Origin of the sequence: Rhodococcus shunpengi (assembly GCF_048381395.1) — a bacterium.
GTDB lineage: Bacteria > Actinomycetota > Actinomycetes > Mycobacteriales > Mycobacteriaceae > Rhodococcus.
Genome location: NZ_JBLWIU010000012.1, coordinates 133,606 through 151,904, shown reverse-complemented (window position 1 = coordinate 151,904; position 18,299 = coordinate 133,606). Strand labels below are relative to the sequence as shown.

The window sequence follows — 18,299 nt, the reverse complement described above, 5'->3', positions numbered from 1 at the left end:
GTCCCCGGATGGAGGAACGATCAGATGGCGCCGCCGGCGGCGAGCGGGGCGTTGCCGCGCGGCTCGCGCACCTTCGAGTTGAGCTCGCGGGCCACGAAGTCCTCGAGGTTGAAGAGGTTGGAACCGGCACGGTCGGCCACGGTCAACAGGGTCGTCATCGTCGCGACCTCCTCGACCTGCTCCTGCAGGAACCACTGCATGAACTGCTCGCCGAGGTAGTCGCCCTCGTCGCGCGCGGTGCGGGCGAGCTCGACGATCTGGTCGGTGACCTTCTTCTCCTGGGCGAGGGCCAGCGCGATCGGCTCGCGAGCATCCTCGAACATCGACTGCACCGCGTCGACGCCGGTGAGGTCGACGGCCATGTCGCGGTCCAGGAAGTACTGGACGATCATCATGGCGTGGTTGCGCTCCTCGACGGCCTGCGCGTAGAAGTGCTTCGCCAGCTGCGGGAGATCGGTGTTGTCGTAGAAGACCGCGATGGCGATGTACTGATGCGACGCCGTGAACTCGTAACGGATCTGGTCGTGCAGCAGCGTGTGGAACTTGGTCTTGGTCATGTCGCCCATCGTCGTCATGATCACGACGTTAGTGCAGGTCAACGCGTTTTTCATCCAAGTGTTGGCTACCCTTCCACAAGGCAGCATCGGCTACCCTACGGAAAATTCGGACAGCCTTCCCCAAGATCGACGACGATTCGCGGCGTCCGTCAGGGGGCCGGAGCGAGCAGTTCCGGCGGGATCGGGTCGCCCTCCGAGATGGCTCCGAAGAACGGCACGGCGCGCTCACGATCCCACAGCAGGACGTTGCCGATGCCGTAGACGTCGTCGAATCCGCCCACCGGAACCGTCGTGGTGACCGTCTCGCCGCGCATCGCCCACGCGAGTCGCGCGAGGTTCCACAGATGGTCGCCGTCGTCGACCCGCAGTGACCCGGCCGCACCCGACATCAGCGACCACGCCCGGAAGGGGTTCAGGAAGGTGCCGGGGCTCGTGGCCTTGCTCAGCAGCGCCGACAGGAACAGGCGCTGGTTGTTCATCCGGTCCAGGTCGGCGAGCGGGGTGGCGCGCGTACGCACGAAGCCCAGGGCCTGCGCCCCGTCGAGCTCCTGGCATCCCGGTTCGAGCCTGAGCCCGGCGAGCGGGTCGTCGATCGGATAGGGCACGCAGATGTCGACCCCGCCGACCGCGTCGACGATCGACGCGAACCCGCCGAAGCCGATCTCGGCGTAGTGGTCGATGTGCACGCCCGTGGCGCCCTCGACCGTCTGCACGAGCAGCTGCGGCCCACCCAGCGCGAACGACGCGTTGAGCTTGTCCTGGCCGAAGCCCGGGACGCTCACGTAGGAGTCGCGGGGCAGGGAGACCATCGTGGTGGCGCCGCCACCGGGCGGGATGTGGACGAGGAGCACCGTGTCGGTGCGGTCGGCGCCGACCTCCCCGCCGGTCGCGAGTTCCTGTTCCTGCTCGGGGGTGAGGCCCACCCGGCTGTCGGAGCCGACGAGCAGCCAGTTCGTGCCGGGGGTGTCGCCGACGCGGCCGTCGTAATCGGCGAGCGCATCGACGCGCGCGAGTTTGCCGTCGAGGTAGACCATGCTCGCGCCCATCGCGACGACGAGCACGACCAGGACGATCGCGAGTCGCCGCAGAATGCGCCGGGCACCCAACGGGCGGCGCGGTGCGGGTCGGGAGGGCGGTGCCGCAGGGCGTCGCGGGGGTGCGGGCGGTGGGGTGTTCCCGCGCGGAGGACGCCGGTTCGGGGCGGGTTCGGCGAACCGTTCGGGTCGCTGCGTCGGCGCCCAGTCGCGTCGTTGCTGCTGCGGAGGCGGTTGCTGCCGGTCCTGCCGCGGAGCCTGCGCGGGTCGGTAGTTCGGCGCGGGCGCTTGCGACCACGCCTGCGGTGACTGCGGCCGTCCGTCGCGCCTCAGCACCTGGGTGCCCTCGGGGGACGGTGGGGGACCGCCGCGGCGCCGCGGAGGCGGTCCGGCGGGTCGCTGTGGGGGTACTCCTGCCTGCTGGTTCGGCGGTACCCCGCGCTGCTGGTTCGGCAGTACTGCCCGCCGGGGAGGAGGGCCCTGCGGGGGAGGTCCCTGCGGAGGCCGCGGCCGGTTCCGAGGGTCGCGAGGGTCGCCGTTCACCCGGACAACTCTACGTTCAGGGCAGCCAGGACACGTGGCCCCTCAGTGCTTGGTAGCCGACGAAGGCGACGGTGTCGATGAGTGCGTGGGCGATCACGAGCGGCCACAACCGGCCGGTGCGCTGCCAGTAGCGTCCGAAGACCAGGCCCATGACGACGTTGCCGAACCCGCCGCCGATGCCCTGGTAGAGGTGGTAGCTGCCGCGCAGCAGGGCGGAGGCGAGCAACGACGAATTCTCCGACCAGCCGAGCTGCCGCAGGCGAGTGAGGAGATAGGCGACGACCAGGATCTCCTCCGCGCCGGAGTTGGCGATCGCCCACAGCACCTCGGTGGGCAGTCGCCACCAGTAGTCCTCGAGCAGGCTCGGCGCGACCGTCAGATTCAGGCCGGCGGCGCGCGCCACCAGGTACAACGCCAGGCCGGGGAGCCCGATCAGCGCGGCCAGCCCCACGCCGGGCAGCAGGTCCCGGCGCAGACGGGGCCGGGCGAGACCCGCGAGTCGCGGTCCGACGCCGCTGCGCCAGAGCAGGTACAGACCGAGGGCGCCCCAGGCGAGCAGACGCACGATGCCGAGGAGCTGACGGGCGAGATCGATGAACCCCTGCGACGAGCGCGGCGTGTTGAGGGCGACGGTCTGATCCGACAGTGGTTCCGGTGCCAGCGCCGCCTCGGCCAGCGACAGGATCGACGAGATCCCGCTCAGGCCGAAGGTGACGAGCAGGACGATGGTGATCTCGATCCACAGCGCGCGGCGCTCGGTGGGGTCGAGGGGCGGCTCGGGGTTGCGAGAGGCGGGCCGCAGCCAGTCGCGAAGGGTCGTCACCGGAGCGATTGTGCCGGACCCCGCGTGGCCGGTCCTTCCGCCGCGGAGAGGCGGCCCCACCGGCTCACGATGATGTGTCCAATTTGACAGCGGTCCTTGTGACCCATCACACTTCACAACGCCCGACCGATCGATCGCTCGGGTGCGGATAGGGGCCCTGTGGGCCGAGGGGAATCTGCGACCCGGAAGTAGGGACATGAACATCGAAACACCTGAGAAGAATTCTGTTGCAACAACTTCGGTGACTCTCGCATCGAAGAAGAAGTCTCTTCTCGCCAGCTCCGTGGGCAACATCCTCGAGTGGTACGAGTGGAGCGCCTACGCGGTGTTCGCTCCGTTCATCGCCGCAGCGATGTTCAACAGCGACAATCCGGTCTCGGCACTGCTGTCCACGCTCGCGGTCTTCGCCGTCGGATTCCTGATGCGACCGCTCGGTGGCATCGTGTTCGGCCGCATCGCCGACAAGCGCGGCCGCAAGTTCGTGCTCGTCACGACCATGCTCATGATGGCCGGTGGCAGCCTCGTCATCGGGCTCATGCCCACCTACTCGTCGATCGGTGTGTGGGCGTCGGTGCTCCTGCTGCTCGCCCGCGTGGTGCAGGGCTTCGCGCACGGTGGCGAGTCGGCGACCGCCTACTCGTATGTCAGCGAGATCGCGCCGCCGCATCGCCGCGGCATGTGGGGCAGCGTCGCCTTCGTCGCGATCTTCGGCGGTTCCGTGCTCGCGTACACGATCGGCGGAGCGGTCACCTCGACGCTCTCCGAGAGCGCCGTGGGTGAGTGGGGATGGCGCGTGCCGTTCCTCCTCGGCTTCTTCCTGGCGCTGTTCGCCCTCTACCTGCGACGCAGCATGGAGGAGAGCGAGGTCTTCGACCAGCAGGAGACCCGGGTCGACGAACCGCGCATCCCGCGCAAGGTGGTCGTGCGTGCGATCCTGCTGATGATCGGCATGACCTCGGGTGTCACGGCGGCGCACTACACGTGGACCTCGTACGTCTCGACGTACGCGATCACGCAGAAGGGCATGGACGCCGACACCGCCTACTGGATGCTCGTCATCGCCCAGGTCATCGCGCTGGTGTCGCTGCCCTTCTGGGGTCTGCTCTCCGACCGGATCGGCCGGCGCCCGATGCTCGGCGGCTTCGCGGTCCTCATGTTCGCGCTGCAGATCCCGCTGACGTCGATGATCACGTCGGCCGGGTGGACGCTGCTCGTGTCGACCACCCTCGCCCTGCTCATCGTGTCGATCCCGGGCGCGATCCTGTCGTGCACCCTCTCGGAGAGCTTCCCGACCCGCCTGCGTACTCAGGCCATCGGTTTCGCGTACTCCTTCTCGGTGGCGGTCTTCGGTGGCACCGCGCCCTACCTGAACCAGTTGCTCACCGGCTGGGACATCGGCTGGGTCTTCGGGGTCTACATCATGGTGCTGTGCGTCGCGACCGGCATCGCCGCCCTGATCATGAAGGAAACGAAGGGTATCGACCTGCAGAAGGTCTGATCGATACAGCCCTGCAGAAGGTCCGACCCTTACGGTTCCGAGTCCTGCCGCCGCGTACCGCTCAGGTGCGCGGCGGCAGTCCGTTGCGGAAGGGGCAGCCGACGAGCAGGCGCAGCGCGCGGCTCAGGGCGGCGGGATCGTCGACCGGTTCGTGGAAGGGGATCCGCACGTCGTGGTCGTCGCCTTCGGACTCGACGCGCAGGCGCAGTCCGTAACGGTCGAGACCGAGGGGGCGGATCCGTCCGCCGCGGTGCGCGGGCGGGATGCGTCGCGCGATCTGCCGCACGATGTCGGCGTGGTCCTCTTCGAGGTGCTGGAGCCACCCGGTCTCGAGAGCGGCGAACGGGTCGGGGGCGGCGTCGAGGACCTCGGTGACGTCGACGGCCTCGGCCCCGGTGGTGTCGGCGGCGACGACGGAGTCGAGCGTCAGGCACAGCAGTTCGGAGCGGTGTCCGACGTCGAGGAGTTCGGGGTGCGGAAGGATCTCCGCGATCTCGGCGGCGAGCCGGCGCGGATGCTCCACGGGACGCAGGGTGCCGCTGAGCCAGATGAGCGAACGGACCGGATTGCGCAGGGCGATCGGGGAGTGGTCGGTGAGCTCGAGCATGGCGGGGATGCCTGCGCTGCCGGCCTGCCAGGCGAGTGCGACGGGGAGGCTGTCCTCGGCGACGACCACCGCGACCTGCCCGTCGTCGAGGAGGTGATGAACCGAGGTGGGGAGCGGGTCGCAGCCGTCGATCGCGAGCTGCGTCGTGTCGGCGCGGATGAGGGCGGTGCGTACGCGTTCGGCCGTGGTCGGCGCGGGGATGACGGATGTGGTGGTCTGCATGCCAACCCTCCTTGTCGATGTAGGTGAGGCAAACCTAAGTCATTGTGATCGCGGTCGCAAGTGGTCCGTCGGTAGCCTGGATCGGTGCCGATCCCACTTCCCCTCGGAATGCCGCCGTCCCGCGACGAGCCCCGCGGACTGCTCGACGCGCTGCTCACGCACCGGCACGACAGCCTCACCGATGCCCTCGACACGGCCGGCCGCATGCTCGCCCCACCGGTCGTCCCGGCCGCTGCCGTCACCGGATCACCGAACCGCGAGCTCGTCGTCGAACTCGACGCCTCGGCCGAACTGCCCTCGCCCGCCGGGTGGCGTCCGGTCCGGTACCAGGTCGACTGCGCGGCCGAGGAGCTCGAGGACGTCCTCGCGATCACCGCGCCGGCACCCCTGGTCGTCTACCCGCATGTGCCCGACGCCGCGCTCGCCGACGCCGCCCGCGCGCTCACCGAGGCCGGTCACATCCCCGGCCTGACCGCAGGTCGCGGGGCCGACGCCGTCGCCGACTTCCTCTCCGTCCTCGCCCACGCCGACACCGGATACGCCGCCCGCGCGACCGGCACCGACGACGTCGTCGCGCTGCTCGCCGCCACCGTCGCGGCGCTGAGCGGTTTCGACGTCCGCGACGCCCTCGCGACTCCCGACGTGGCCCGGCTCCGGCGACTCGTGCCGGAGGCCGCCGCGGCGGTGCGGGAGATCCTGCTGGTCGTCGAGGTCGACGACACCGACGCCGTCGCCCGGGAGCTCGAGGCGCTCGACCTCACCACCGGCTGACACGGAGCCACCGCTCGGGTGTGGTTCACGCAGAGTCCGCCTTCCCGTCACGACCGATGCGTAACCTCGTACACGTGCCACGTATCGCCTATTTCGGACCGTCGGGAACGTTCACCGAGATGGCCCTCGACCGCTTCGAGAGCCTCGGTGCGCTCGACGTGCTCGGCGACGGGTCCACCGACGTCGAGCGCGTCTCGGCCGCCAGCCCGCCCGCTGCCCTGCAACTCCTGCGCGACGGGAAGGTCGACGGTGCCGTCGTCCCCATCGAGAGCTCCGTCGAGGGTTCGGTGCCGCCCACCATGGACGCCCTCGCTCTCGGGCCGCGCCTGCAGATCGTGTCCGAGGTCGAACTCGACATCGCGTTCACGGTGGTCACCCGCGAAGGGATCACCCGCGATCAGGTCCGCACGATCGGTGCCTATCCGGTGGCCGCGGCGCAGGTGCGTCGCTGGATCGAGGACCACCTGCCCGACGCCGAGGTCGTGACCGCGGCCTCCAACGCGGGAGCCGCCGAGGACGTCGCGTCCGGCAAGGTCGACGCAGCGGTGTCCACGGCGCTCGCCGGACAGCGGCTCGGCCTGTCCGTGCTCGCCGACAAGGTCGCCGACTTCGAGGGCGCCCGCACCCGCTTCGTGCTCATCACGCGGCCGCGGCCCGTGCCGAAGCGCACCGGTGTCGACCGCACCTCGGTGGTGTTGCAGCTCCCCAACGAGCCCGGCTCGCTGGTGCGCGCCATCACCGAGTTCTCCACGCGCGGAATCGATCTGTCGCGCATCGAGTCCCGGCCGACACGCAGGGAATACGGCACCTACTTCTTCCACTTGGACTGTGTGGGTCACATCGACGACGCGCTGGTCGCCGAGGCGCTGCAGGGACTGCACCGCTTCGCGCAGGTGCGGTTCCTCGGATCGTGGCCCGCTGTGTCCGAACACGGTGTCCCCCCCGTGTCGGACGACGAGGATGCGCGGTGGCTCGACCGACTGCGGCGCGGAGAGGACTGAGGGTGAGCGGCAGATTGATCCTGGCCCGGCACGGCCAGACGGTGGCGAACGTCGCCCGGAGGCTCGACACGAAACTCCCGGGTGCGGAGCTCACCGAGCTCGGCGTCGAACAGGCCCGCACGCTCGGGAAGAATCTCGTCGAGCGCGGGCCGTCGCTGCTCGTCGCGTCGCAGGCACTCCGTGCTCGGCAGACGGCCGAGCACGCGGCACCGGCGGTGTCGCTCGAGACGGTCGTCCACGAGGGCGTGCACGAGGTGCAGGTCGGCGAGCTCGAGGACCGCAGCGACGAGGAGTCGCACAAGCTGTTCATGAAGGTCTACGAGGAGTGGCACAACGGCGACCTGCGGGCGCGGGTCCCGGGTGGTGAGTCGGCGCTCGACGTGCTCGACCGGTACCTGCCCGTCCTCGAGTCGCTGCGCAGCGACTATCTCGACGCCGGTTCGGGCGACGTCGTGGTCGTCAGTCACGGCGCCGCCATCCGGCTCGTCGCCGCCTATCTCGGCAAGGTGCCGGCGGGTTTCGCCATCACCAACCACCTGGCCAACACCGAGACGGTCGAACTGGTGCCGGTGGCCGGTGGTGGCTGGGAGTGCGCGCGCTGGGGTACCTTCTTCGCACCCTTCCACGACACCGCGCGTGGCGGTGCCGATGACCCCATGGGGTGATGCCGATGACCCCATGGTGTGATGCCGACGACCCAACGGAATGATGCCGTCCACCTTCCGATCTTTCGAGCGCAAAACATACGGGTATCCTCGGGTCGTCCGTATGAAGTAGCGATCGGTAGGTAGGTGCGGTTTCATGGGTGCTTCGAGCGACGAGACCGACACCCTCACCAACGGTGAGGCCATCCCGGACTGGCGCATCCTCGAACCGATGCAGCTCAGTCCCATCCTCACCGCTGCCCTCGACGCCTTCTACGAGACCGGTTTCCACGGCACTTCGGTGCGGGAGATCGCGCGCCGCGTCGGCGTCACCGTTCCGGCGCTCTACTACCACCACGAGAACAAGGAAGGGCTGCTCATCGCCCTTCTCGAACTCTCGACCAGCGACGTCCTCTCCCGTGCCCACGCCGCCGCCGAGGACGCCGACGGCGACCCGGTCCGCAGGCTGTCCAATGTCATCGAGGCGATCGTGCTGCGCATGACCCTGCGGGCCCGCCTCGCCGCGCTCGAAGGCGAGGCCCGCTACCTGAGCCCCGAGAACCGCCAGCGCTACCGCGCGGTGCGCAAGGGCGTCGAGCAGTTGGTGCGGAAGATCGTCGAGGAGGGTGTCGCCGCGGGCGTGTTCGACGTGGACGATCCCGCCGAGACCACGCGCGCCCTGCTCGGCATGTGCCAGTCGATCCCGCGCTGGTACCACGCGGAGGGCACGCTCAGCCCCGAGGCCGTCGCGCAGAAGTACGTCGGTATCGCGCTCAAGACCGTCGGGGTCTGACGGCCCGGGTCGGTGTCGATCGAAGTTCAGCGGCGGTCGAACCAGATGACCTGTGTGCCGTTGCTGAACTCCTCCCGTGCGGTGACGTCGAATCGGGTGGGGACGAAGTTGCCCGACAGCGCCGGGATACCGTCGCCCGCGAGCACCGGATAGCTCTTGAACACCAGCCGGTCGATCTCGTCGACGAGCTGCCCCGCGATGTTGCCGCCGCCGCAGAGCCAGATGTCCATTCCCTCTTCGGCTTTCAGCGTGCGGACGAGCTCGACCGGATCGGTGTCGACGATCCGGACCTGCGGGTCGTCGACCGGCGCGAGGGTGCGGGACACGACGTACTGCATCATGTGGCTGTACGGGCTCGTGAGGCCCAGCGAGAGACCGGGTTCGTAGGCGCCGCGCCCCATGATCACCGTGTCCCATTCCTTGTTCGGTGTGTCGACCGGCATGCCGACCTGTTCGCGGAAGGTCGTGGGAACGGCTTCCGGGTATCTCGCGCTCATCGCCGCTGTCATGTCGTCGCAGATCGGATAGAAGTCGTACTCCCCGTTCGGCCCGGCGATGTAGCCGTCGAGGGTCACTGCCACGTAGTAGACGAGCTTTCGCATGGTGGACCACCATTCGTAGTACTATGAGTGAAGTGGTTTGAACGTAGTACTACATATGGAGTGGTGTCAAGTGGTTCGGACGAATCCGGAACGGCGACAGGCTTTGCTGGATGCCTCGATCGAGGTGCTGGCGCGTGACGGCGCGCGCGGGCTGACCTTCCGCGCGGTGGACAAGGAAGCCGGGGTCCCGATGGGGACGGCGTCGAACTACTTCGCCAACCGCGACGACCTGCTCGTTCAGGTGGGTCACCGCTACTACGAGCGGCTCCTGCCCGCCGACGAGGTCATGGCGCAGTCGCAGGCGCCGCAGACCCGCGAATCCATGATCGAGCTGATGACCGAGGTGGTCGACCGGCTCATCCGGTTCCGCGCCGGCTATCTCGCGCTCCTCGAACTACGCCTCGAAGCCACCCGGCGACCCGAACTGCAGGCCCTGCTCACCGAGCGGGTGCGCGCCGACCTGGATTTCAACATCGCCAACTACCGGCACTCCGGCCTGCCGGGCGGCGAGGATGCCGTCGTGCTGCTCTATCTCGCGTTGAACTGGCTGGTACTCGACCGGCTCACCCTCCCCGGGATCGTCGACGAGGACCGTGTCGCCGAACTGGTGCGGGCGGCCGTCGAACGCGTGATCCCCGACGCCTGAAACGACTTCGGTGGATCCGACCCCGCTCAGCGGGGCCGGATCCACCGAGATCACCGACCGTTCAGCGACGGAAGTTCGCGGTGCGCTTCTCCTGGAAGGCCGTCACACCTTCGGTGAAGTCGGCGCTGCCGAGCAGGACGAGCTGCCCTTCGCGCTCGCGGGCGAAGGCATGATCGAGCTCGGTGAGCGTCGCGTCGTTGATCGCATTCTTCGTCGAAGCGAAGGCGGTCGACGGACCGTCGGCGAGTCGCTGCACGAGAGTCTCCACCGCACCGTCGAATTCGTCGTCCGCGTAGACGTCCGCAATGAGTCCGGAGGCCAGCGCTTCACCGGCCGGAAGTTGCTCGGCGAGCAGAGCCATCTTCAGTGCCCGCGCGCGACCGATCGACGCGGCGACGAGCGCGGACGCCCCGCCGTCCGGCATCAGCCCGACCCGGGTGAAGGCCAGCAGGAAGTATCCCGACTCCTTCGCGACGGTGAGATCGCATGCGAGAGCCAGTGATACGCCCACGCCCGCGGCCGCACCGTTGACCGCTCCGACGACCGGCCGGGGGAGCGCCCGGATCGCGGCAACCGCACGGTTGGCGGCGTCGATCGTGTCGGCGGAAGGCGGAGCGCTCAGGTCGCGACCGGAAAGGTCGGCGCCGGAACAGAACGCGCGACCGACGCCGGTGAGCACCGCGACCCGGACGGAGGCATCGTCGGCATACTTCTCGAAGGCGTCGGCGACCGCGTCGAGCGTCTCGGTCTTCACGGCGTTCATCCGCGAGGGACGGTTCAGGGTGACGCGCAGGACGCCGTCGTCGACGGTCGTGTCGACACCGGGCAGGTCGTCGGTCATGGCTGTTCTCCTAGGGTCGGGACGTCAGGTCGAGCGCGACCTTGCCGGTTGCGGAACGGTTCTCGAGCGAACGCAGTGCCGCCGGAGCCTCGTCGAGAGGATGGAGGGTGGGCTCGGGAACGACGAGCGTCCCGTCGCGCAGCAGCGGTTCGAGTGCGGCCCACTGCCGCGCCGGGTAGCCGGGGTCGGTGCGGAGGTACTCGCCCCACCCCGCGCCGACTACCGAGATGTTCTTGAGCAGAAGACGATTGACCTTCACGGTGGGGATGCTGCCGCCGGTGAAACCGAGAACGACGGCACGCCCGCCCGGCGCGAGGCTGCGCAGGCTGTCGGTGAACCGGTCGCCGCCCACGGGATCGAGCACGATGTCCACTCCGCGCCCACCGGTGAGTTCGAGGACGCGGTCCTTGAAACCCTCGGCGGGGACGGTGTGGGTCGCGCGGTTGGCCTTGGCCACCGCGGCCTTCTCCTCGCTGCTCACCACCGCGATCGTCTCGAGGCCGAGCGCCGACGCGACCTGCAGTGACGCCACTCCGAGACCGCCCGCCGCACCGTGGACGAGGACGGTCTCGCCCGCCCGGTACCGGGCGCGCTCGTCGAGCGCGAAGTGCGCGGTGAAGTAGTTCATGAGCATCCCGGCACCCGCGGTCAGCGACACGCTGTCGGGCAGCGGGAAGACCAGCTCGCGCGGCAGTGCGACGGTCTGCTGCCACGATCCGGCGATGGACAGCACGGCGACGCGCTGTCTGGCGGTGAGGCCGCTGCCCTCGGGTGCGGTGCGGACGATGCCCGCTCCTTCGGCGCCGAGCACGCACGGCAGCGGTCGGACCATCTGGTAGCCGCCGGTCGTCTGCAGCAGGTCGGGAAAGGACACGCCGGCGGCGTGCAGGTCGACGAGGACGAGCGAATCGCCTGCCTCGGGTTCGGGGATGTTGTTCACGCGGACGGCGTCGGGGCCGGCGTGTTCGGTCAATTGCGCTGCGCGCACGGGCGTCTCCTCGACTCGGGTCGTGATCCATCACTATCAGAGTCGCTTAGCGTGCGCTAGCTCTCAGAGACCATTGACCGAGCGCTAAGTCCGTGGTAGAGCTTTTAGCGATCGATAAGTACGCCGCTGGGAACGTCTCCGGCCCGCACGCTGCACTTTCGAAAGGATCGTCATGAGCAACGCTGTCATCGTCGACGTCGTCCGTACCGCTGTCGGTAAGGGCAAGCCGGGTGGCGCCCTGTCCGGCACCCACCCCGTCGAACTCCTCGCCCACGTCCTGCGTTCGCTCGTCGAGCGCAACGGCATCGACCCCGCGCAGGTCGACGACGTGATCGGCGGCTGCGTCGCCCAGGTCGGCGAGCAGTCCCTCAACATCTCGCGCACCGCGTTGCTCGCCGCCGGCTTCCCCGATTCGGTGCCCGCGACCACCATCGACCGCCAGTGCGGGTCGAGCCAGCAGGCCGCGCACTTCGCCGCGCAGGGCGTCATCGCCGGCGCCTACGACATGGTCATCGCGTGCGGTGTCGAGTCGATGAGCCGCATCCCGATGGGCACCGCCACCCTCGGCAAGGACACCCACGGCCCGAGCATCCGTGCCCGCTACCCCGAGGGCCTGGTCAATCAGGGCATCTCGGCCGAACTCATCGCCGCGAAGTGGAAGTTCGACCGCGACGCCCTCGACGCCTACTCCGCGCAGTCGCACCAGCGTGCCGCCGCGGCCTACGAGGCCGGATACTTCGACAAGGAGATCGTCCCGATCACCGTCGAGAACGCCGCGGGCGAGCAGGTGCAGCACACCGTCGACGAGACGCTGCGTGCCTCCACCACCGCCGAGGGCCTCGCCGGCCTCAAGCCCTCCTTCTACACCGAGGAGTACGCCGCCCGGTTCCCCGAGGCACAGTGGGTCATCACCCCCGGCAACTCGTCGCCGCTCACCGACGGTGCGTCGGCCGCGCTCATCATGAGCGAGGAGATGGCGACCAAGCTGGGCCTGACCCCGCGCGCCCGCTTCCACTCGTTCTCCGTCGCCGGCGACGACCCGGTCTTCATGCTCACCGCCCCGATCCCGGCCACGCAGAAGGTGCTCGCCCGCGCGGGTCTGGGCATCGACGACATCGACGCCTACGAGGTCAACGAGGCGTTCGCGCCCGTGCCGCTCGCCTGGGCGCACGAACTCGGTGCCGACCCGGCCAAGCTCAACCCGTGGGGTGGCGCGATCGCACTCGGCCACGCACTCGGCTCGTCGGGCACCCGTCTGCTGTCGACCCTCGTCAACCATCTCGAGGCCACCGGCGGTCGCTACGGCCTGCAGACCATGTGCGAGGGCGCGGGCATGGCCAACGCGACCATCATCGAACGTCTCTGACACCTCTGACGTCTCGAAAATCTTCGAACCGCAACCACTCTCGAAAGGGTAATCAATGATCGTCAACGACAGCGTCGCCGTCGTCACCGGTGGTGCCTCCGGCCTCGGTCTCGCCACCGTCAAGGCTCTGCTGAACGACGGCGCGCAGATCGTCATCATCGATCTGCCGTCGTCCAACGGTGAGACCATCGCCAAGGAACTCGGCGACCGCGTCCGCTTCGTCGCCGCCGACGTCACCGATGAGGCCGCCGTCACCGAGGCCCTCGACGTCGCCGAGTCGCTCGGACCCGTGCGTGTCGCGGTGAACTGCGCCGGCATCGGCAACGCGATCAAGACCGTCAGCAAGAAGGGTGCCTTCCCGCTCGACGCGTTCAAGAAGGTCGTCGACGTCAACCTGTTCGGCACGTTCAACGTCATCCGTCTCGCCGCCGAGCGCATCGCGAAGACCGAGCCGATCGACGGCGAGCGCGGCGTCATCATCAACACCGCCTCCGTCGCCGCCTTCGACGGCCAGATCGGCCAGGCCGCCTACTCGGCGTCCAAGGGTGGTGTCGTCGGCATGACCCTGCCGATCGCCCGCGATCTCGCGTCGCTGCTCATCCGCGTCGTCACCATCGCACCGGGTCTGTTCAAGACCCCGCTGCTCGGCTCGCTGCCGGAGGAGGCCCAGGCCTCGCTCGGCGCGCAGGTGCCGCACCCGGCCCGCCTCGGCGATCCGTCCGAGTACGGTGCCCTCGCCGCGCACATCGTCTCGAACCCGATGCTCAACGGCGAGGTCATCCGCCTCGACGGCGCGATCCGCATGGCTCCGCGCTGACCCGAGCACCGACTGTGAGAGGAGGGGGTCGATGACCCCGGCATACGAGGCCGAGGAATCCGACACGCCCCACGCGGACGTGCAGTCCGCCGACTGGCGCGAGTTCCAGCCTCTGGGGCTCGACCCCATCCTCGAACACGCCCTGGAAGCGTTCAGCGAGAACGGTTTCCACGGCACCACCGTCCGCGACCTGGCCCGCCGGGTCGGCGTGACGGTGCCCGCGCTGTACTACCACTACGAGAACAAGGAAGCCGTTCTCGTCACGCTGCTCGACGCCGCCGTCCTCGACCTCATCGGCCGTGTCTCGGCCGCGGTCGCGGACGGCGGCGACGACCCGGTCGCCCGCTTCGTCAACGCCGTCGAGGCGATCGTGCTGAACATGACCCACCGCGCACAGCGTTCGGGCCTGGATTCCGAAGTGCGCCACATCTCCCCGGAGAACCGCCGGACCTACGCCGCGACCCGCAAGCGTCTCGAGCTGATGATGCTCGACCTGGTGCGCGAGGGCGTCGACCAGCGGGTGTTCGACGTCGACGACGTCGAGGAGGCCGTGCGCGCTCTCCTCGGGATGTTCCAGTCCATCGTCCGCTGGTACCAGCTCGGTGGTCCCCTCACTCCCGCTCAGGTTGCCCAGCGGTACATCGTGATCGCACTGCGGGTCGTGGGCCACCCGGCCGCCTGAGAGTCTTTCGAACCACCTCCACGCAAGGAGTCCATGCCGTGCTGACCACCGCCTTCACCGAAACCTTCGGCGTCCGCCATCCCATCGTGCAGGGAGGGATGCAGTGGGTCGGCCGCGCCGAACTCGTCGCTGCGGTCGCCAATGCCGGCGCGCTCGGAATGATCACCGCTCTGACGCAACCGACCCCCGAGGATCTCGCGAAGGAGATCGAGCGCACCCGCGAGCTCACCGACCAGCCGTTCGGCGTCAACCTCACGATCCTGCCGGCGATCAACCCGCCGCCCTACGAGGAGTACCGCCAGGTCATCATCGACTCCGGTGTGAAGATCGTGGAGACGGCCGGATCGAATCCCGCGCCGCACCTGCCCGACTTCCACGCCGCCGGAATCAAGGTGCTGCACAAGTGCACCAGCGTCCGGCACGCCGTCAAGGCGCAGGACATCGGTGTCGACGGCATCAGCATCGACGGCTTCGAATGCGCCGGCCACCCCGGTGAGGACGACGTCCCCGGCCTCGTGCTCATCGCCGCCGCCGCAGAGAAGATCACCATCCCGATGATCGCGTCCGGCGGCTTCGGCGACGGTCGCGGTCTCGTCGCCGCCCTGGCTCTCGGCGCCGATGGCATCAACATGGGTACCCGGTTCATGTGCACCGAGGAATCTCCGATCCACCAGAACATCAAGGAAGCGATCGTCGCGGCGAACGAGACCGACACCGAACTGATCTTCCGTCCGCTGCGCAACACTGCCCGCGTGGCGAGCAACACCGTCAGCCGTGAGGTCGTCGAAATCCTCGACCGCGGTGGACAGTTCGAGGACGTGCGTGAACTCGTCGCCGGTGCCCGCGGCCGCCTCGTCTACGAGAACGGCGATCCCGAGGCCGGCATCTGGACGGTCGGTACCGTCCAGGGAATCATCCACGACATCCCCACCGCGGGGGAATTGGTCGAGCGCATCGTCGCCGACGCCGAGAGTCTCATCGCGGAGCGTCTGAGCGGCATGATGTCGCGCGTGAACGCCTAGGAGAAGCCATGAAACGCACCCATTTCGACGACGACCACGAGGCGTACCGGGAGACCGTTCGCGAATTCCTCGCCCGCGAGATCGAACCGAACTACGAGAAGTGGGAAGACGAACGGCTCGTCGACCGCTCGGCATGGATCGCCGCCGGTAAGTCCGGCATCGTCGGTCTGGGAGCGCCGGAGGAATTCGGTGGCTCGGGCGTGACCGACTACCGGTTCCGTCACGTCGTGCAGGAGGAGATCGCACGCACCGGGACGACCTCGTTCGGTGCGGGCCTCTCGCTGCAGGACGACATCACGATCCCGTACATCGTGCACCTCGGCACGGAGGAGCAGAAGGCCCGCTGGCTGCCGAAGATGGCCACCGGTGAGCGTATCGGCGCGATCGCGATGACCGAGCCCGGAGCCGGATCCGACCTGCAGGGCGTGAAGGCGACTGCGGTGCGCGACGGTGACGAGTGGGTGATCAACGGCCAGAAGACGTTCATCACCAACGGAATCCACTCCGATCTCGTCATCGTGGTGTGCCGCACCGATCCGAACGCGGGGTCGAAGGGTTTCTCGCTCATCGTCGTCGAGCGCGACACCCCCGGTTTCAGCAGAGGCCGCAAGCTCCACAAGGTCGGTCTCGCCGCGCAGGACACCGCCGAACTCGTCTTCGAGGACGCCCGCGTCCCCGCCGAGAACCTGCTCGGCACCGAGGGTCGCGGCTTCGTGCACCTGATGGAGAACCTGCCCCTCGAACGCATCGGTATCGCCGTCAGCGCGATCACCTCGGCGCGGGCCGCCTACGAGTGGACCGTGCAGTACGTCTTCGAGCGCAAGGCATTCGGCAAGCCCATCGGCGACCTGCAGAACACCCGCTTCGCGCTCGCCGAGATGCTCACCGAGATCGAGATCACCGAGTCGCACGTCGACCGGTGCGTACTCGCCCTCAACGCCGGGGAGCTCACACCGGTGGATGCGTCGAAGGCCAAGTGGTGGGCGACCGAACTGCAGAAGCGCGTCGTCGACCGCTGCGTGCAGCTGCACGGCGGGTACGGCTACATGATGGAGTACCCGATCGGGCGCGCCTACGTCGATGCACGCATCCAGACGATCTACGGTGGCACCACGGAGATCATGAAGGAGATCATCGGCCGCGACATCGCCGCCGGGTACGCGTAATCGTTTCAGGGAAGAGGGATTCGATGTTCGACCTCACAGGTAAGCGCGCTCTCGTCACGGGTGGTTCCGCGGGGATCGGTCTCGGCATGGCCCGGGGGCTCGCCCGTGCCGGCGCCGACGTCACCCTGTGGGGCCGGAGCGAGGACAAGCTCGCGAAGGCCGCGGCCGACATCGGGAGGTTCGCCGGCCGCGTGGCCACCCGCGCGGTCGACGTCTCCGACGAGCAGGCCGTGACCGACGGTGTCGCGGCGCTCGTCGACGACTTCGGTGGGCTCGACATCGTGGTGGTCAACGCCGGCATCGGGTCGTCGCTGCAGAAGTTCCACGAGTCGACGACCGAGCGGTACCGCGCCGTCATGGCGACGAACGTCGACGGCGCGTTCTTCACGATGCGGGAGACCTCGCGTGTGCTCGTCGAGCAGGGCGCCGGGGGTTCGATGATCGTCACGTCGAGCCTCGGTGCACTGCAGGGCGCCGGACGCAACCAGCCGTACGCGGCGAGCAAGGCCGCGGTGCTCGCGCTTGCGAACGGCTGTGCCGTCGAGTTCGCGCGTCACCGGATCCGGGTCAACAGCGTGCTGCCGGGCTGGATCGCCACCGACATGACCGGTCCGCTGCAGGAGTCCGACGTCTTCAACTCGAACGTCATCGGCCGCGTGCCGCTCGGCCGGTGGGGCACCCCGGAGGATTTCGAAGGCATCGCCGTCTATCTCGCGAGCGATGCGTCGTCCTTCCAGACGGGCAGCACGACGCTCATCGACGGTGGTTACAGCATGTTCTGACCGGTCCTAGGATGGTCCGGTGAACCAGCATCCCGCGATTCGTGACCGTGTGATCAGAGTGAGCGCCGTCGTTCTCCGCAACGCCGCCGGTGAGGTGCTCACCGTGCGGAAGCGGAACACGTCGCGGTTCATGCTGCCCGGAGGCAAGCCGGATCCGGGGGAGACCCCGGCCGAGACCGCCGTGCGCGAGTGCGCCGAGGAACTGGGCGCCGAACTGGATCTGTCGTCGTTGCGTCTCGTCGGGGTCTTCGACGCCGAGGCCGCCAACGAGCCCGGTTACCGGCTCGAAGGAACCGTCTACGAACACCCGCTCGTGGAGGTCGCCGGTGCCGCCGCGGAGATCGCGGAGACGCGCTGGCTCGACCCGGCCGTCCTTCCGCTCCCCGACGATCTCGCGCCGCTGCTCGAGCACCACGTCCTTCCCGCTCTCGCGTCGGCCTCCCGATAATCCTGTTTTCACAGAGGTATTGCGCAGTTCTCATCCATGGGGAAATGTGGTGAGGGCAGTCACATCGCATATCACGGAAGGTCTCCCATGGCGCTCACCGCTCTGCTCGAACTCGAATTCAAGGCCGACTCCCTCGACGACGCGAAGAAGGTCATGACCCGCGTGCTCGACGAGACGCGACAGTTCGACGGATGCGACGGCATCGAAATCCTCGTGGATCAGAAGAACGAGGCCCGCTGGGTGGTCGTGGAGAAGTGGCGCTCGGCCGAGCACGACGCCGCCTACCGCAAGTTCCGCGCCGGCGAGGGCGCCATCACCGACCTCGGACCCCTCCTGGCGGGAGCACCGAAGCTCGAGCACTTCACCACCCTCTGAGTCCCCACCGGAGCGCGGGCGGAGTCGGTCGTCACCCGGCGGAACGCGGACGGTAGGGTGACCCCCGGGGC

Annotated in this window: 21 protein-coding genes; 14 read left to right on the top strand and 7 right to left on the bottom strand. The window is 68.6% G+C overall.

Annotated elements, in window-relative coordinates; translation table 11 throughout:
* Positions 1-20 precede the first annotated feature (20 nt).
* The 3 genes from ACNJ7K_RS05915 to ACNJ7K_RS05905 all read right to left on the bottom strand — a co-directional run bounded on the left by ACNJ7K_RS05915 (position 21) and on the right by ACNJ7K_RS05905 (position 2,957).
* On the bottom strand, positions 21-566 hold the full coding sequence (locus ACNJ7K_RS05915) for a ferritin (protein ID WP_230789963.1): 546 nt from the start codon (positions 564-566) through the stop codon (positions 21-23).
* Between the two features lie 140 nt (positions 567-706).
* Positions 707-1,927, bottom strand: coding sequence for an LCP family protein (locus ACNJ7K_RS05910; RefSeq protein WP_230789626.1), 1,221 nt, complete (start codon positions 1,925-1,927; stop codon positions 707-709).
* Positions 1,928-2,150: 223 nt separating this feature from the next.
* Positions 2,151-2,957 carry a CPBP family intramembrane glutamic endopeptidase gene (locus ACNJ7K_RS05905; protein WP_159417033.1) on the bottom strand — a complete coding sequence of 269 codons (807 nt, stop codon included), beginning with the start codon at positions 2,955-2,957 and terminating at the stop codon, positions 2,151-2,153.
* A gap of 196 nt (positions 2,958-3,153) precedes the next feature.
* On the opposite strand from ACNJ7K_RS05905, the gene ACNJ7K_RS05900 reads away from it, so the two are divergent.
* Complete coding sequence (locus tag ACNJ7K_RS05900; RefSeq protein ID WP_033097859.1) at positions 3,154-4,455, top strand: MFS transporter; 1,302 nt, start codon at positions 3,154-3,156, stop codon at positions 4,453-4,455.
* Positions 4,456-4,516: 61 nt separating this feature from the next.
* Here the strand turns inward: ACNJ7K_RS05900 and ACNJ7K_RS05895 are convergent, their stop codons facing one another.
* On the bottom strand, positions 4,517-5,284 hold the full coding sequence (locus ACNJ7K_RS05895) for a DUF2470 domain-containing protein (RefSeq protein WP_159417031.1): 768 nt from the start codon (positions 5,282-5,284) through the stop codon (positions 4,517-4,519).
* 108 nt (positions 5,285-5,392) lie between these two features.
* Between ACNJ7K_RS05895 and ACNJ7K_RS05890 the strand changes: the two genes are divergently transcribed.
* From ACNJ7K_RS05890 to ACNJ7K_RS05875, 4 genes are all read left to right on the top strand, one after another.
* Entirely contained in the window at positions 5,393-6,055 is a 663-nt protein-coding gene (locus tag ACNJ7K_RS05890) for a hypothetical protein (protein WP_487041561.1), read from the top strand.
* A 74-nt stretch (positions 6,056-6,129) separates the two neighbouring features.
* Positions 6,130-7,056 (top strand): prephenate dehydratase, encoded by a 927-nt coding sequence (pheA, locus tag ACNJ7K_RS05885; protein ID WP_120283837.1) that lies wholly within the window; start codon positions 6,130-6,132, stop codon positions 7,054-7,056.
* A 2-nt stretch (positions 7,057-7,058) separates the two neighbouring features.
* Positions 7,059-7,721 carry a histidine phosphatase family protein gene (locus ACNJ7K_RS05880; protein WP_174246954.1) on the top strand — a complete coding sequence of 221 codons (663 nt, stop codon included), beginning with the start codon at positions 7,059-7,061 and terminating at the stop codon, positions 7,719-7,721.
* Between the two features lie 136 nt (positions 7,722-7,857).
* Positions 7,858-8,493 (top strand): TetR/AcrR family transcriptional regulator, encoded by a 636-nt coding sequence (locus ACNJ7K_RS05875; RefSeq protein ID WP_159417029.1) that lies wholly within the window; start codon positions 7,858-7,860, stop codon positions 8,491-8,493.
* A gap of 26 nt (positions 8,494-8,519) precedes the next feature.
* Here the strand turns inward: ACNJ7K_RS05875 and ACNJ7K_RS05870 are convergent, their stop codons facing one another.
* Positions 8,520-9,095, bottom strand: coding sequence for a dihydrofolate reductase family protein (locus tag ACNJ7K_RS05870; RefSeq protein ID WP_487041350.1), 576 nt, complete (start codon positions 9,093-9,095; stop codon positions 8,520-8,522).
* 70 nt (positions 9,096-9,165) lie between these two features.
* Here ACNJ7K_RS05870 and ACNJ7K_RS05865 point away from each other — a divergent pair, with 70 nt between their 5' ends.
* Entirely contained in the window at positions 9,166-9,741 is a 576-nt protein-coding gene (locus ACNJ7K_RS05865; RefSeq protein WP_230789649.1) for a TetR/AcrR family transcriptional regulator, read from the top strand.
* Between the two features lie 61 nt (positions 9,742-9,802).
* Here the strand turns inward: ACNJ7K_RS05865 and ACNJ7K_RS05860 are convergent, their stop codons facing one another.
* Complete coding sequence (locus ACNJ7K_RS05860) at positions 9,803-10,582, bottom strand: enoyl-CoA hydratase (protein WP_487041349.1); 780 nt, start codon at positions 10,580-10,582, stop codon at positions 9,803-9,805.
* A gap of 10 nt (positions 10,583-10,592) precedes the next feature.
* Complete coding sequence (locus tag ACNJ7K_RS05855; protein ID WP_487041348.1) at positions 10,593-11,570, bottom strand: NADPH:quinone oxidoreductase family protein; 978 nt, start codon at positions 11,568-11,570, stop codon at positions 10,593-10,595.
* Between the two features lie 172 nt (positions 11,571-11,742).
* Here ACNJ7K_RS05855 and ACNJ7K_RS05850 point away from each other — a divergent pair, with 172 nt between their 5' ends.
* The 8 genes from ACNJ7K_RS05850 (at position 11,743) to ACNJ7K_RS05815 (ending at position 18,228) form a co-directional block, all read left to right on the top strand.
* Positions 11,743-12,936, top strand: a complete 1,194-nt coding sequence (locus tag ACNJ7K_RS05850) for a thiolase family protein (protein WP_159417024.1) — start codon at positions 11,743-11,745, stop codon at positions 12,934-12,936.
* 55 nt (positions 12,937-12,991) lie between these two features.
* Positions 12,992-13,753, top strand: a complete 762-nt coding sequence (locus ACNJ7K_RS05845) for a 3-hydroxyacyl-CoA dehydrogenase (RefSeq protein ID WP_016691832.1) — start codon at positions 12,992-12,994, stop codon at positions 13,751-13,753.
* A 31-nt stretch (positions 13,754-13,784) separates the two neighbouring features.
* Positions 13,785-14,435 (top strand): TetR/AcrR family transcriptional regulator, encoded by a 651-nt coding sequence (locus ACNJ7K_RS05840; protein WP_159417023.1) that lies wholly within the window; start codon positions 13,785-13,787, stop codon positions 14,433-14,435.
* A gap of 38 nt (positions 14,436-14,473) precedes the next feature.
* Positions 14,474-15,457, top strand: coding sequence for an NAD(P)H-dependent flavin oxidoreductase (locus tag ACNJ7K_RS05835; protein WP_327204011.1), 984 nt, complete (start codon positions 14,474-14,476; stop codon positions 15,455-15,457).
* Positions 15,458-15,465: 8 nt separating this feature from the next.
* Complete coding sequence (locus ACNJ7K_RS05830) at positions 15,466-16,623, top strand: acyl-CoA dehydrogenase family protein (RefSeq protein ID WP_487041347.1); 1,158 nt, start codon at positions 15,466-15,468, stop codon at positions 16,621-16,623.
* 23 nt (positions 16,624-16,646) lie between these two features.
* The gene (locus tag ACNJ7K_RS05825; RefSeq protein ID WP_159417022.1) at positions 16,647-17,405 is read left to right on the top strand and encodes an SDR family NAD(P)-dependent oxidoreductase; all 759 of its coding nucleotides are present in this window, start codon (positions 16,647-16,649) and stop codon (positions 17,403-17,405) included.
* A 19-nt stretch (positions 17,406-17,424) separates the two neighbouring features.
* Positions 17,425-17,853, top strand: a complete 429-nt coding sequence (locus tag ACNJ7K_RS05820; RefSeq protein WP_487041346.1) for an NUDIX hydrolase — start codon at positions 17,425-17,427, stop codon at positions 17,851-17,853.
* A gap of 87 nt (positions 17,854-17,940) precedes the next feature.
* Entirely contained in the window at positions 17,941-18,228 is a 288-nt protein-coding gene (locus ACNJ7K_RS05815; RefSeq protein ID WP_059382096.1) for a putative quinol monooxygenase, read from the top strand.
* Positions 18,229-18,299: the final 71 nt, after the last annotated feature.

Bases quoted from the DNA above. Each gene is read 5' to 3' on its own strand.
- ACNJ7K_RS05900 (WP_033097859.1), top strand. From the start codon at position 3,154: ATGAACATCGAAACACCTGAGAAGAATTCTGTTGCAACAACTTCGGTG.
- ACNJ7K_RS05840 (WP_159417023.1), top strand. From the start codon at position 13,785: ATGACCCCGGCATACGAGGCCGAGGAATCCGACACGCCCCACGCGGAC.
- ACNJ7K_RS05825 (WP_159417022.1), top strand. From the start codon at position 16,647: ATGTTCGACCTCACAGGTAAGCGCGCTCTCGTCACGGGTGGTTCCGCG.
- ACNJ7K_RS05875 (WP_159417029.1), top strand. From the start codon at position 7,858: ATGGGTGCTTCGAGCGACGAGACCGACACCCTCACCAACGGTGAGGCC.
- ACNJ7K_RS05860 (WP_487041349.1), bottom strand. From the start codon at position 10,582: ATGACCGACGACCTGCCCGGTGTCGACACGACCGTCGACGACGGCGTC.
- ACNJ7K_RS05895 (WP_159417031.1), bottom strand. From the start codon at position 5,284: ATGCAGACCACCACATCCGTCATCCCCGCGCCGACCACGGCCGAACGC.
- ACNJ7K_RS05830 (WP_487041347.1), top strand. From the start codon at position 15,466: ATGAAACGCACCCATTTCGACGACGACCACGAGGCGTACCGGGAGACC.
- ACNJ7K_RS05845 (WP_016691832.1), top strand. From the start codon at position 12,992: ATGATCGTCAACGACAGCGTCGCCGTCGTCACCGGTGGTGCCTCCGGC.
- ACNJ7K_RS05890 (WP_487041561.1), top strand. From the start codon at position 5,393: ATGCCGCCGTCCCGCGACGAGCCCCGCGGACTGCTCGACGCGCTGCTC.
- ACNJ7K_RS05870 (WP_487041350.1), bottom strand. From the start codon at position 9,095: ATGCGAAAGCTCGTCTACTACGTGGCAGTGACCCTCGACGGCTACATC.
- ACNJ7K_RS05850 (WP_159417024.1), top strand. From the start codon at position 11,743: ATGAGCAACGCTGTCATCGTCGACGTCGTCCGTACCGCTGTCGGTAAG.
- ACNJ7K_RS05915 (WP_230789963.1), bottom strand. From the start codon at position 566: ATGGGCGACATGACCAAGACCAAGTTCCACACGCTGCTGCACGACCAG.
- ACNJ7K_RS05815 (WP_059382096.1), top strand. From the start codon at position 17,941: ATGGCGCTCACCGCTCTGCTCGAACTCGAATTCAAGGCCGACTCCCTC.